Here is a 14,033-nt window from a genome sequence, read left to right as displayed (position 1 = left end):
GCGGCTTTTGTATTTTCTGAAATAACGAAGTGGAGAGCCGCATGGTTCCCGTAATCGCCCTGGTGGGCCGACCGAACGTCGGCAAATCCACCTTGTTCAACCGCCTGACCAGGACGCGTGACGCCATCGTCGGCGACTTGTCCGGTCTGACCCGTGATCGCCAGTACGGTGAGGCCAAGTGGCAAGGGCGTTCCTACATTCTGATCGACACCGGTGGTATCTCCGGTGACGAGCACGGTATGGACGAAAAAATGGCCGAGCAGTCGCTGCTGGCCATTGAAGAAGCGGATGTTGTGCTGTTCCTGGTAGATGCCAAGGCCGGTTTCACCGCCGCCGACCAGATGATCGCCGAACATTTGCGCAAGCGTAACAAGCGCTCCCACGTGGTTGCCAACAAGGTCGACAACATCGATCCGGAAATGGCCCGCGCCGAATTCGCCCCGCTGGGCATGGGCCACGCGATCCCGATCGCCGGTGCTCACGGCCGTGGTATCACTCAGTTGCTGGAAGCGGCACTGAGCGATTTCCCGCGTGACGAAGACGAGCCGCAGGAAGGCGAAGAGGAAGAGATCGTCGCCGAAGGCGAGGAAGCCAAGCGTATTCCTGGCCCGAGCGAAAAAGACGGGATCAAGATTGCCATCATTGGCCGTCCGAACGTCGGCAAGTCGACCCTGGTCAACCGCATGCTCGGTGAAGACCGGGTTATCGTCTATGACCAGCCCGGCACCACCCGCGACAGTATCTACATCCCGTTCGAGCGCAATGACGAGAAGTACACGCTGATCGACACCGCCGGTGTGCGCAAGCGCGGCAAGATCCACGAAGAAGTCGAAAAGTTCTCCGTGGTCAAAACCCTGCAGGCGATCAAAGACGCCAACGTGGTGATCTTCGTGATGGACGCCCGCGAAGGCGTGGTCGATCACGACCTCAACCTGTTGGGCTTCGCGATCGAATCCGGTCGTGCGCTGGTCATCGCGATCAACAAGTGGGACGGCATGACGCCAAGCGAGCGCGACTTCGTGAAAGTCGAGCTGCAACGTCGCCTGTTCTTCGTTGATTACGCCGACATCCACTTCATCTCGGCGCTGCACGGTACTGGCGTGGGCAACCTCTATGCCTCGGTACAGAACTCGTTCAAGTCCGCGGTAACCCGCTGGCCGACCAGCCGTCTGACCCAGATCCTCGAAGACGCGGTCAGCGAGCACCAGCCGCCGATGGTCAACAGCCGCCGGATCAAGCTGCGTTACGCTCACCTGGGGGGTGCTAACCCGCCGATCATCGTGATCCACGGTAACCAGATCGAGAAAGTGCCGAAGTCGTATGTGCGCTATCTGGAAAACACTTACCGTCGTGTTCTGAAGCTGGTTGGTACGCCGATCCGCATCGAGTTCAAGGGCGGCGAGAACCCGTATGAAGGCAACAAGAACACGCTGACCGACCGCCAGGTCAACAAGAAGCGTCGTTTGATGTCGCACAACAAGAAAGCCAGCAAGAAGCGCCGCGACAAGAAGTAATTCGCCGCTTTGAGTCGGGTTTGACAGAAGAAAGGGTGCTCACCAGAGCGCCCTTTTTTTATGAGCGTCGGATGGGCTATTCTCGGGCACTCCCGCGCCGTTGACAGAGCCGGGTGTTGAGCAGGGAACCCCGATGATTACCAGTAAGCTGCCGAATGTCGGCATCACTATTTTCACGCAGATGTCTCAGCTCGCGGCGCAGACCGGAGCGATCAATCTTTCCCAGGGTTTTCCCGATTTCGATGGTCCGCAGTCGCTGCGCGACGCGGTAGGTTGACATATTGCCAGTGGGCATAACCAGTATTCACCCATGACCGGTTTGCCGGCACTGCGTCAGCAGATCGCGGCAAAGATCGCCCGTAGCTACGGTGCACGAGTGGATGCGGACACCGAAGTAACCGTGACGCCCGGCGCGACCCAGGCGATCTTCTGTGCGATTCAGGCGGTTATCCACAGCGGCGACGAAGTGATCGTGTTCGACCCGTGCTACGACAGCTACGAACCGGCGACGGAGTTGGCGGGCGGTCGTTGCGTGCACGTACAACTGAGTCCGGACGATTTCTCCATCGACTTCGACAGGCTCGCCGCGGCCCTGAGCCCGCGCACGAAAATGATCGTCATCAACACCCCGCACAACCCGAGCGGCGCACTGATCAGCCGTGCCGAGCTGGATCAACTGGCAGAATTGATCCGTGGTCGCGACATCTACCTGATCAGCGACGAAGTCTATGAGCACCTGGTGTTCGACGGCGTGCCGCACGTCAGCGTGCTGGCCCATGAAGAGTTGTATCAGCGTGCCTTCGTGGTCAGCTCGTTCGGCAAGACCTATCACGTCACTGGCTGGAAAACCGGCTATGTCGTTGCTCCGCCGGCGCTGACGGCAGAACTGCGCAAGGTGCACCAGTACGTCAGTTTCTGCGGTGTCACGCCGCTGCAATATGCTTTGGCCGACTACATGGCCGAGCATCCGGAACACGTCGAAGAGCTGCCGGGTTTCTATCAGGCCAAGCGTGATCTGTTCTGTGATTTGCTGGCGCCGTCGCGATTCACCTTCACCCGTGTCACCGGCACCTATTTCCAACTTGTCGATTACTCGCAGATTCGTCCCGACTTGAATGACGTCGACATGGCGATGTGGATGACCCGCGAACACGGCGTGGCGAGCATTCCGGTGTCGGTGTTCTACCAGAATCCACCCGCAGGCCAGCGCCTGGTGCGCTTGTGCTTTGCCAAACGCGAGGAGACGCTGCGCGAGGCAGCGGCAAAACTATGCGTGATCTGAGTGCATTGCCCGATCTCAATCTGGCGCTGATCCAGACCAGCCTGGCCTGGCACGATCGTCAGGCCAACCTTGAGCACTTCGACGCGCTGTTGGAGCAGGCCCAAGGGGCAGACCTGATTATTCTGCCGGAGATGTTCACCACCGGCTTCTCGATGGAGTCCGAGACCCTGGCTGAAGCCGAGCATGGCCCGACCAGCAAGTGGATGAAGGCGCAGGCGGCGAAGCTCAATGCAGTGATTACCGGCAGTGTGATCATTCAGGCGGCGGACGGCAGCCATCGTAATCGCCTGTTGTGGGCGCGGCCGGATGGTGAAGTCTGGCACTACGACAAACGCCATCTGTTCCGCATGGCCGGCGAGCACAACCATTACACCCCCGGCGAACGTCAGGTGCAGTTCGAGCTCAAAGGCTGGCGGATTCGGCCGCTGATCTGCTACGACCTGCGCTTCCCGGTGTGGAGTCGCGACGCTCAGGACACGGACCTGCTGCTGTACACCGCCAACTGGCCGGGCGCGCGGCGTCTGCACTGGAACCGCCTGTTGCCGGCACGGGCGATTGAAAACCTGTGCTACGTGGCCGCCGTGAATCGCGTCGGCACTGACGGCAAGGGTTTTGCCTATACCGGCGACAGTCAGGTGCTGGATTTCCAGGGTGAGACGTTGCTGGCGGCGGGGGAGGCGGACGGAGTGTTCAAGGCCGTGCTGGAAGCGGCGCCATTGGCGGCTTACCGCGAGCGCTTTCCGGCGAATCTGGATGCGGACACGTTCGAGTTCACCTGATATTCGCGTCGCCTGAGCGACCACTTTCGCGAGCAAGCCCGCTCCCACAGGGGAATGCATTCCAAATGTGGGAGCGGGCTTGCTCGCGAAGAGGCCCGATCAGGCAACACAAACCTGCCGGCATAAAAAAGGCCTCGGAGTTCGCACTCCGGGGCCTTGTGCATTTCAGCGATCGCTTACGCCGCTTTCGCTTCCGGCTGGCTCAACGAGCGGTTCAGTGCACTGAACAGCGCCTTGAAGCTGGCGGTGGTGATGTTTTCATCGATACCCACGCCGTGCACCGCACGCTCACCGTTCACCCGCAGCTCGATGTAAGCCGCTGCCTTGGCGTTGGTGCCCGCGCCGATGGCGTGCTCGTTGTAATCCATGATTTCCACCGGGATCGGCAGGCCGGCCACCAGGGCTTCCAGCGCACCGTTGCCCTTGCCGCGCCAGTGCAGGTTGGTTTCGCCCTGACCCTTGCTCGCCACTTCCACTTCGACGGCGCTGTTGCCGTTTTCTTCCTGCAGGCGATGGCTGACCAGCGCGTACGGGGTGTTGGCTTGCAGGTATTCGCTGATCAACAGCGAGTGGATCTGCTTGGCGGTCATCTCCAGACCCAGACGGTCGGTTTCACGCTGCACAACCTGGCTGAACTCGATCTGCATGCGACGCGGCAAGCTGATGCCGTATTCCTGCTCCAGCAGGTAAGCGATACCGCCCTTGCCCGACTGGCTGTTGACGCGGATCACCGCCTCGTAGCTGCGGCCGATGTCGGCCGGGTCGATCGGCAAGTACGGCACTTCCCACAGGGTGTCCGGTTTCTGCTGGGCGAAGCCCTTGCGGATGGCGTCCTGGTGCGAGCCGGAGAATGCGGTATGGACCAGGTCGCCGACGTACGGATGACGTGGGTGTACCTGAATCTGGTTGCACTCTTCGACGACTTTGCGCACGCCGTCGATGTCGGAGAAGTCCAGCTCAGGGTCGACACCCTGGGTGTACATGTTCAGTGCCACGGTGACCAGGTTGACGTTACCGGTGCGCTCGCCGTTGCCGAACAGGCAGCCTTCGACGCGATCCGCACCCGCCATCAGGCCCAGCTCGGTGGCGGCGACGCCAGTGCCACGGTCGTTGTGGGTGTGCAGGCTGATGATCACGCTGTCACGACGGTTGATGTTGCGGCCGAACCATTCGATCTGGTCGGCGTAGATATTCGGCGTTGCGCATTCGACCGTCGCGGGCAGGTTGAGGATCATCTTGTGCTCGGGCGTCGGGTTCCAGACCTCGATCACCGCATCACAGACTTCCTTGGCGAATTCCAGCTCGGTGGCGCTGAAGGTTTCCGGCGAGTATTCGAAGGTCCACTCGGTGTCCGGCTGCATCGCTGCGTATTTGACGAACAGCTTGGCCGCGTTGACCGCGATGGCCTTGATACCGTCCTTGTCCTGGTTGAACACGATGCGACGGAAAGAAGGCGAGGTGGCGTTGTACAGGTGAACGATGGCTTTCTTCGCTCCGCGCAGGGACTCGAAGGTACGCTCGATCAGGTCTTCACGGCCCTGGGTCAGCACCTGAATGGTGGTGTCGTCCGGGATGTGGCCTTCTTCGATGAGGGTCCGCACGAAGTCGAAGTCGGTTTGCGAAGCGGCCGGGAACGAGGCTTCGATTTCCTTCACACCCACTTGAACGAGGGTTTTCCAGAAGCGCAGCTTCTTCACCGCGTCCATCGGCTCGATCAACGACTGGTTGCCGTCACGCAGGTCGGAACTGCACCAGATCGGCGCGGCGTCGATGGTTTTCGACGGCCAGGTGCGATCCGGCAGATTGATGACGGGGAACGCGCGGTATTTCGAAGACGGGTCTTTGAGCATGCTCATCGGGAAAATCCTTATTGTCTGGGCCGAAAAGAGGCGGCCTGCCGGTGGAACGAATGTTCGGGGAAACGCTTGGGACGAGGCGCAGCGATTCAGCCCGGCAGTCGTGCGCTGACGAGGCACAGACTGCGGTGCTGGCGAAGCTGAATAAGGGTGTGAGAGGTTTTCATGTCTTCAACCCTAACCGCGAGGGGAGAGGATGGCAAGCAGTCGAAAAAAATTGAGAGGAATACTCGAAAAGCGGGGATTTGCGCGATTTTATTGTGCGCCAGGCTGCAGATCGTTTTGATGTTTGCGCAGGGTTTGATTGGGGCGCAATTGAAGCTGGTGGGGTGTCAGCGGTATTTTGCGGTGTGGGATCGGGCGCCTTCGCGAGCAAGCCCGCTCCCACAGTTGATCGTGTTCACGACACAAACTCTTTGTAGGAGTGAGCCCGCTCGCGATGAGGCTGGTCAGCTCAATCAACAATCACGGTTGAAACGCACCAATGAAAATCGCCGGATCCACCCGTGCATCGTTCAGGCTGATGTTCCAGTGCATGTGCGGCCCGGTCGCGCGACCGGTGGAGCCGACCTTGCCGACCACTGCGCCACGGGCCAGTTGATCGCCGACTTTCACATCGATTTTCGACATGTGGCAGAACATGCTGATAAAGCCCTGCCCGTGATCGACAAACACCGTGTTGCCATTGAAGAAGTAGTTGCCGGTGAGGATCACCTTGCCCGCCGCCGGGGTCTTGATTGGCGTGCCGGCCGGTACCGCAAAGTCGAGGCCGGCATGCGGGTTGCGCTCTTCACCGTTGAAGAAGCGGCGTACACCGAACTTGCTCGACAGCGGCCCGTTGACCGGTTTGTCCAGCAGCAGGTTGCTCGGGGTCGTCGGGCTGAAGCTGCGGTAGGCCTTGATCTGTTCGGCCAGTTCGCCCTCGATGCGCTTGAGGTTGGCCGGGTTCGGGTTGACCTGCTGGGTGTTCTTCAGGGTGATGTGCTGTTCCGGGTACTTCTTGTTGCCGACCGTGAACGGCAGATTACGCCCGCCGCTGCTGATCTGCTGACTGCCGGGTTTAACGCTCAGCGGCACGCCGACAATTGCCAGCCAGTTGTTCTGTTCCTTGACCACCAGCACCGGTTTGCCCTGATAGGTGGCTGTTGGCGCCTGCGCGGCGCTGCCCAGATCAACCACCGCCACGCCGCCCGGTACCGGCTTGTTCAGCAGGCGGGTGATGTAGCTGTCGGCATGCGCATTGAGGGTGGTCAGGCACAGCAGGAGTAGCGGAGCGAAAAAAAGCGGCATGGATCAGTCCAGTAAAGAGAGGGTGACGGGCGTCAGGTGATTGTCCTCGACGCGCACTTGCAGCTCGCCTTCGCCGAGTCTGGCTTTCAGGCGTTGGCCGGTGTGAGTCTGCGCGGCGTTTCGGATCGCCTGGCCGCGTTCATCCAGCAGAATGCTGTAGCCACGACCGAGAGTCGCCAATGGGCTGACCACATGCAGTGTCTGCATCTGGCTGTGCAGTTGCAGGCGACGACTTTTCAGGCCTTCACGCATGGCCCGGGGCAGGCGCTCGGCAAGGCTGTCGAGGCGTTGGCGCAACATCGCCAGTTGGCGTCCCGGGTGCTGTCCGGCGAGGCGGGTTTCCAGACGGATCAGCCGTTCGCGACGGGTATTGAGTTGACGCTCGAACGCCCGGCGCATGCGCATGTCCAGGTCATCCAGACGCTGAGCCTGCTGGCGCAGACGCTCGCCGGGGTGACGCAAACGGCGTGAGATGCCTTCCAGGCGCAGACGATCCCGCATCAGCCGGTCGCGCATGCGCATCACCAGCCGGCGATGCAGGCTTTCGACCCGGCGCACCAGGTCGCTGGAATCCGGAGCGAGCAATTCGGCGGCCGCGGAGGGCGTGGGGGCGCGGACGTCGGCGACAAAGTCGCTGATCGACACATCGGTTTCATGCCCGACGGCACTGACGATCGGCGTGACGCAGGCATCCACCGCGCGGGCCACGGCTTCTTCGTTGAAGCACCAGAGGTCCTCCAGCGAGCCGCCGCCCCGGGCAAGGATCAGCGCGTCGAAACCACGGGCATCGGCCAGTTTCAGTGCGCGGACGATCTGCGCCGTGGCTTCGCGGCCCTGCACGGCGGTGGGGATCAGTGTCAGTTGCACCTGCGGCGCCCGGCGGCGGAACACGCTGATGATGTCGCGAATCACCGCGCCGGTCGGCGAACTGATGATGCCAATGCGTTGCGGATGCGCTGGCAACGGCACTTTGCGTTCGGCACTGAACAGGCCTTCGGCGCTGAGCTTTTCCTTCAGCGCATCGAAGGCCAGGCGTAGCGCACCGTCACCGGCGGGCTCCACGGTGTCGAGAATCAGCTGATAGTCGCCGCGCCCTTCGAACAGTGAGACCTTGCCGCGTACTTTCACCGCCAGGCCGTCCTTCAGCGCCTGACGCACCCGCGCCGCATTATTGCGGAACAACGCGCAACGCACCTGCGCACCGCTGTCCTTGAGGGTGAAATACACATGGCCGGACGCCGGGCGAGCAAGGTTGGAGATTTCACCTTCGACCCAGATGTTGCTGAACACGTCTTCGAGCAACACCCGCGCGCGGCCGTTGAGTTGGCTGACGGTCAGGACTTCACGGTCAAGGCCGAGCCTTGAAAAGGGATCTTTAATCATGGGGCGCAGTTTAAGGGCATTCGCCAGGCAATCACCACCAATCCAATGTTGGGGCGGGCTTGATCGCGAAGGCGGTTTAGCATTCAACGTCTCCAGTGACTGACACTGCGCCTTCGCGAGCAAGCCCGCTCCCACAGGATTTTTTGAAGGACTGGAGGAAGTTGTTGACCAGGGGGGTGGGGTTTTGCCGGTAGGCGAGGGCGACCGTACTTTGGCAATCGGGATCGGCCAGCGGCAGAAATCGTACGCCGTCGGGCGCAATGTCCTGCATCGATTCGGGCAGCAGGGCGATGCCGAATCCAGCCTGAATCAGTTGCAACTGAGTGGTCTTGCGCGACATCACCCGCGCCGCTTTGGGGAAGAAACCCTGGCGCATGCACAGGTCGGCACACAAATAGCTGAGTCCGCCGCGCTGTGGATGCGGAATCGAAATGAACGGCTCGTCCCTCAGTTGCGCCAGTTCGACCGAGGCTGAATCGGCCAGGCGATGACCGGCCGGCACCGCCAGCAGCAGGCGTTCGGTGAATAAAGGCAGCACCTGAACGCCTTCTCGCTGCCGCAATACCGGCAGGCGCAACAGGCCTATGTCGAGACGACCTTCAGCCAGCTCCTCAAGCTGCGCCTCGGAGGACAGTTTGCCGATGTCCAGCGACACGCCATTCTGCTGCTCAAGATACGTGCTGATCCGGCGTAATAAATGTCCGCTGAGCGACACGGTGCTGGAGTGGCTCAGGCGCAATGTGCCCCGTTGGCCGTTGCCGACTTCGGTTGCCATCGCGCTGGCTTTGCTCAGTTCGTTGAGCAGGTTTCTGGCTCGCGGTAAAAACGCCTCGCCTGCCGCCGTGAGCCGGGGCTGGCGTGCAGTGCGTTCGAACAGCGGCGTTTGCAGGCGGGTTTCCATGTCCTTGATCTGCCGGCTCAGGGCCGATTGCGCGATGAACAGGCGTTCGGCGGCAGCACTGAAGCTGCCGCACTCGGCAATTTCCACGAAGTAGCGCAATTGACGGGTCGATAGCACCTGATATGCCTTTTCGAGATGAGTAAGCGACATTGAACATATTAGTCGCAACGCTCGGCGCTGGCTAAAGTCATCTCAGGCTAATAAAGGAAGTGGGTCGATGAGTGTGCTGGGGTTGTTGAGCGAGTGGTCGTGGGGTGCGGGTGGTTGGGTTGTGATTGGCTTGGGCATCGCGCTGGCCTATATCGTGTTCGGGATTGCCGGATTCGGTACGGCGCTGGTCGCGGGGCCGATTCTGATTCTGTTCATGCCCCTGTCGAAAATCGTGCCGTTGCTGGTGCTGCTGGATTTTGTCGCGGCGTTCGGCAATCTGCTGCCCTCGCGGCGGGATGTGGCCAAGCCCGAGTTGTTGCGGCTGCTGCCGTGCATGGCCGTGGGCTGCACGTTGGGGGTGATTTTTCTGCTTAACCTCAAATCCGATCTGTTGTTGCTGTTGATGGGGCTGTTTATCAGTGCCTATGCGGTTTACAGCCTGTGGGTGAAGGCCCGGCCGACGCAGTTGTCCGCCGGTTGGGCACTGCCGATGGGCACGGTGGGCGGGCTGTTTGGTGCGCTGTTTGGCAGCGGCGGCTTCTTATATGCAATCTATCTCAACAGCCGCTTGCCTAAAGACGCGGCCCGGGCCACGCAAAGTGCGCTGATCAGTTGCAGCACGGTGGTGCGCTTGAGCCTGTTCGCCATCGCCGGAGTCTATGCCGAGCTACCCTTGTTGATGCTGGCGCTGTGTCTGTTGCCGGCCATGGCGCTGGGGTTGTGGATCGGGCGGCGGTTGACCATGCGCTTGTCGCGCGAGGCGTTTGTGCGGCTGGTGACATGGCTGGTGCTGGCGAGCGGTCTGGCGTTGATCGGGCGCTATCTCAGCACTTGACCGGATTTTGTCAGGGATTAAGCTGCCGGCCGCACTGACGTCTTCGCGGGCAAGCCCGCTCCCACAGGTTTCTCTGGTGTACACAACATTTGTGATCGTCGAGATCCCTGTGGGAGTGGGCTTGCCCGCGAAGGCGGCGGAGTGAGCACCGCAGAACTTCCATTTGACGTCGCAGGCTGCACCATGAATTCGCAAAGCATCATCGTCCCGAAAATCTCCACCCTGCCGGTCCACGAACCCCGGGCGCGGGCGATCGTGCGCTGGCTGGTGCGCAAGAACATCATCGAAGAAGAGTTGACCACCTGTGGTCGCACCGGCAATCGCATGGGCCATGCGATTGCCGATGGCGCGCGTGCGGTGGTGCTGCACCCCGAGGCGCTGCCTTTCGGTGAACCGATCAACGGGCTGGAGATCATCGTCAAGCGTTGCATCTACACCCCGGCCAAGGGTTTTCTCGAAGAGGCCGGTTGCGCCGAGTGCCGCCGCGAAGTCGGTGAAGCGCTGTTCGAGAGCCTGGAAGACTGGATGCCCGGGCGCACCGACAATTTCACCTGCCCTGAATGCGGGCATGAAGACGACATCAACGGCTTTCTGTATTTGCAGGAATGTGCGTTTTCCAACCTGGGTTTCATCTTCAATAACTGGCTGGAGGCCGGGTTCAAGCAAAGCTTTATCGATGAGTTTGCTGATTGGCTCGACCAACCTGTCTCTTGGGTCAAGGTGGAGCTGTAGACGCGGGGATCCCCGTACATCAGCAACATTGATATTAAGCTGAGTTTTACATTGAACAGCGGGGGGTGTCTGACTATAATGGCGCGCTTCCATTTTCCCGCTCGGGAGCCCCCGCGATGCTGCGTATCAGCCAAGAAGCTCTGACATTCGACGACATTCTCCTAGTGCCTGGTTATTCCGAGGTGCTTCCTAACGAAGTCAGTCTCAAGACCCGCCTTACCCGTGGCATCGAGCTGAATATTCCACTGGTTTCCGCTGCCATGGACACCGTCACTGAAGCCCGTCTGGCAATCGCCATGGCTCAGGAAGGTGGTATCGGTATCATCCACAAGAACATGACCATCGAGCAGCAAGCTGCCGAAGTGCGCAAGGTCAAGAAGTTCGAAGCCGGCGTCGTCAAGGACCCGATCACCATCGAGGCTGACGCCACGGTTCGTGATCTGTTCGACTTGACCCGCATGCACAACATCTCCGGCGTTCCGGTTCTGCACGATGGTGACCTGGTCGGCATCGTCACTTCCCGTGACGTGCGCTTCGAAACCCGTCTGGATGCCACCGTACGTGAAGTGATGACGCCTAAAGAGCGTCTGGTCACCGTACGTGAAGGCGCCAACAAGAACGAAGTCCGCGAGCTGCTGCACAAGCACCGTCTGGAAAAAGTCCTGATCGTCGACGACAAGTTTGCCCTCAAAGGCATGATGACCGTCAAAGACATCGAAAAAGCCAAAGCCTACCCGCTGGCCAGCAAGGACGACCAAGGTCGTCTGCGCGTTGGCGCTGCTGTCGGTACCGGTAAAGACACCGGTGACCGCGTAGCGGCTCTGGTCAACGCCGGTGTGGACGTGGTGGTGGTCGACACCGCGCACGGTCACTCCAAAGGCGTGATCGACCGCGTTCGCTGGGTCAAAGAGAATTTCCCTGAAGTACAGGTGATCGGCGGCAACATCGCCACCGGCGCAGCTGCCAAGGCCCTGGCCGAAGCCGGCGCCGATGCCGTCAAGGTCGGTATCGGCCCAGGCTCGATCTGCACCACCCGTATCGTCGCCGGTGTCGGCGTGCCGCAAATCAGTGCCATCGCCAACGTTGCTGCTGCCCTTGAAGGCACTGGCGTTCCGTTGATCGCCGACGGCGGCATCCGTTTCTCCGGTGACCTGTCCAAGGCCATCGTGGCCGGTGCTTCCTGCGTGATGATGGGCTCGATGTTCGCCGGTACTGAAGAAGCGCCGGGCGAAATCGAACTGTTCCAGGGCCGTTCGTACAAGGCTTATCGCGGCATGGGCTCGCTGGGCGCCATGTCCCAGGCTCAAGGCTCGTCCGATCGTTACTTCCAGGACTCCTCTGCAGGCGCCGAGAAGCTTGTACCTGAAGGGATCGAAGGCCGTGTGCCGTACAAAGGCACCCTGAGCGCGATCATTCACCAGTTGATGGGCGGTCTGCGTTCCTCGATGGGCTACACCGGTAGCGCCAACATCGAAGAAATGCGTACCAAGCCTGAGTTCGTGCGGATCACCGGTGCCGGTATGGCCGAATCCCACGTTCACGACGTGCAGATCACCAAAGAAGCGCCAAACTACCGCGTAGGTTGAGGCTTCAAGCAAATCATCAAGCAACCGGGGCTGTTTTATTCAGCCCCGAGTTGTTTCTGAATCACGACTGTTTCTGAATTACTTAAGACGAGACTGAATCATGGCCCTCGACATTCACGCTCACCGCATCCTGATCCTCGACTTCGGTTCGCAATACACCCAACTGATCGCCCGCCGCGTGCGCGAGATCGGTGTGTACTGCGAACTGCACCCGTTCGACATGGACGAAGATGCGATCCGCGAATTCGCACCTAAAGGCGTCATCCTCGCCGGCGGCCCCGAGTCCGTGCACGAAGCCAACAGCCCGCGTTGCCCGCAAGCCGTGTTTGACCTGGGTGTACCGGTTTTCGGTATCTGCTACGGCATGCAGACCATGGCCGAGCAACTGGGCGGCAAGGTTGAAGGTTCCGAGCTGCGTGAGTTCGGTTACGCCCGCGTTGACGTGGTCGGCAAGAGCCGCCTGCTCGACGGCATCGAAGACCACATCGACGCTGACGGCCTGTTCGGCCTCGACGTATGGATGAGCCACGGTGACAAGGTCACCAGGATGCCGGAAGACTTCCACATCCTGGCCAGCACCCCGAGCTGCCCGATCGCCGGCATGTTCAACGATGATCGCGCTTACTACGGCGTGCAGTTCCACCCGGAAGTGACCCACACCAAGCAGGGCGGCCGCATCCTGTCGCGCTTCGTTCTGGACATCTGTGGCTGTGAAGCGCTGTGGACCCCGTCGAAGATCGCTGAAGACGCCATTGCCAATATCCGCGCACAAGTCGGTACCGACAACGTGCTGCTGGGTCTGTCCGGCGGCGTTGACTCCTCGGTCGTTGCGGCGCTGCTGCACAAGGCCATCGGCGATCAACTGACCTGCGTCTTCGTCGACAACGGCCTGCTGCGCCTGCACGAAGGCGAGCAAGTGATGGCCATGTTCGCCGAGAACATGGGCGTCAAAGTGATCCGTGCCAATGCTGAAGAACAGTTCCTCGGCAATCTGGCCGGCGAAGCTGATCCAGAGAAGAAGCGCAAGATCATCGGCCGCACCTTCATCGACGTGTTCGATGCCGAATCCTGCAAACTGGACAACATCAAGTATCTGGCGCAAGGCACCATCTACCCGGACGTGATCGAGTCGGCTGGCGCGAAAAGCGGCAAGGCGCACGTGATCAAATCGCACCACAACGTGGGCGGTCTGCCGGAAGAGATGAACCTGAAACTGGTCGAGCCACTGCGCGAACTGTTCAAGGACGAAGTCCGTCGTCTGGGTCTGGAACTCGGCCTGCCGTACGACATGGTCTACCGTCACCCGTTCCCGGGTCCGGGCCTGGGCGTGCGGATCCTCGGTGAAGTGAAGAAGGAATACGCCGACCTGCTGCGTCGTGCCGACCACATCTTCATCGAAGAACTGCGCAAGGCCGACTGGTACCACAAGGTCAGCCAGGCGTTCGTGGTGTTCCAGCCAGTCAAATCGGTTGGCGTGGTCGGCGATGGCCGTCGTTACGCCTGGGTTGTAGCACTGCGTGCCGTAGAAACCATCGACTTCATGACCGCACGTTGGGCGCACCTGCCTTACGAACTGCTGGAAACCGTCTCCGGCCGTATCATCAATGAAATCGAAGGCATCTCCCGCGTCACGTACGACGTGTCGAGCAAGCCACCGGCGACGATCGAGTGGGAGTGATCCTGCGCAAGCCGTAAAGGCTTGATCGCTGCAACTGAAAAGCCGTG

At 60.5% G+C, this 14,033-nt stretch carries 10 protein-coding genes and 1 pseudogene; 7 read left to right on the top strand and 4 right to left on the bottom strand.

Annotated features, from left to right (window positions below):
• Positions 1 to 41 precede the first annotated feature (41 nt).
• The 3 genes and pseudogenes from der (at position 42) to AC0J41_RS20810 (ending at position 3,575) form a co-directional block, all read left to right on the top strand.
• Positions 42 to 1,514 (top strand): ribosome biogenesis GTPase Der, encoded by a 1,473-nt coding sequence (gene der, locus AC0J41_RS20820; protein ID WP_025109212.1) that lies wholly within the window; start codon positions 42 to 44, stop codon positions 1,512 to 1,514.
• A gap of 133 nt (positions 1,515 to 1,647) precedes the next feature.
• A pseudogene (locus AC0J41_RS20815) lies at positions 1,648 to 2,796 on the top strand (pyridoxal phosphate-dependent aminotransferase).
• A complete protein-coding gene (locus tag AC0J41_RS20810) occupies positions 2,784 to 3,575 on the top strand; it encodes an amidohydrolase (protein ID WP_473013497.1) in 792 nt (263 codons plus the stop codon). The pseudogene AC0J41_RS20815 and the gene AC0J41_RS20810 overlap by 13 nt, the downstream one beginning before the upstream one ends.
• Before the next feature lie 176 nt (positions 3,576 to 3,751).
• Here AC0J41_RS20810 and leuA read toward each other — a convergent pair whose 3' ends face one another.
• From leuA to AC0J41_RS20790, 4 genes are all read right to left on the bottom strand, one after another.
• Complete coding sequence (gene leuA, locus AC0J41_RS20805; RefSeq protein WP_473013496.1) at positions 3,752 to 5,431, bottom strand: 2-isopropylmalate synthase; 1,680 nt, start codon at positions 5,429 to 5,431, stop codon at positions 3,752 to 3,754.
• Positions 5,432 to 5,896: 465 nt separating this feature from the next.
• Positions 5,897 to 6,721 (bottom strand): peptidoglycan DD-metalloendopeptidase family protein, encoded by an 825-nt coding sequence (locus AC0J41_RS20800; RefSeq protein ID WP_473013495.1) that lies wholly within the window; start codon positions 6,719 to 6,721, stop codon positions 5,897 to 5,899.
• Positions 6,722 to 6,724: 3 nt separating this feature from the next.
• Entirely contained in the window at positions 6,725 to 8,104 is a 1,380-nt protein-coding gene (gene xseA, locus AC0J41_RS20795; protein ID WP_473013494.1) for an exodeoxyribonuclease VII large subunit, read from the bottom strand.
• 76 nt (positions 8,105 to 8,180) lie between these two features.
• Complete coding sequence (locus AC0J41_RS20790) at positions 8,181 to 9,122, bottom strand: LysR family transcriptional regulator (protein WP_473013493.1); 942 nt, start codon at positions 9,120 to 9,122, stop codon at positions 8,181 to 8,183.
• A gap of 100 nt (positions 9,123 to 9,222) precedes the next feature.
• On the opposite strand from AC0J41_RS20790, the gene AC0J41_RS20785 reads away from it, so the two are divergent.
• The 4 genes from AC0J41_RS20785 to guaA all read left to right on the top strand — a co-directional run bounded on the left by AC0J41_RS20785 (position 9,223) and on the right by guaA (position 13,986).
• Entirely contained in the window at positions 9,223 to 9,990 is a 768-nt protein-coding gene (locus AC0J41_RS20785) for a sulfite exporter TauE/SafE family protein (RefSeq protein WP_473013492.1), read from the top strand.
• 183 nt (positions 9,991 to 10,173) lie between these two features.
• Entirely contained in the window at positions 10,174 to 10,722 is a 549-nt protein-coding gene (locus AC0J41_RS20780; protein ID WP_025109205.1) for a hypothetical protein, read from the top strand.
• 116 nt (positions 10,723 to 10,838) lie between these two features.
• Entirely contained in the window at positions 10,839 to 12,308 is a 1,470-nt protein-coding gene (guaB, locus tag AC0J41_RS20775) for an IMP dehydrogenase (protein ID WP_025109204.1), read from the top strand.
• 100 nt (positions 12,309 to 12,408) lie between these two features.
• On the top strand, positions 12,409 to 13,986 hold the full coding sequence (gene guaA / locus AC0J41_RS20770) for a glutamine-hydrolyzing GMP synthase (RefSeq protein ID WP_025109203.1): 1,578 nt from the start codon (positions 12,409 to 12,411) through the stop codon (positions 13,984 to 13,986).
• The last annotated feature ends 47 nt before the right edge of the window (positions 13,987 to 14,033 follow it).

This window comes from Pseudomonas sp. Arb-4-2C (genome assembly GCF_055755015.1).
The sequence above is the reverse complement of the archived record's forward strand: the minus strand, read 5'-3'. Positions and strand labels throughout refer to the sequence as shown.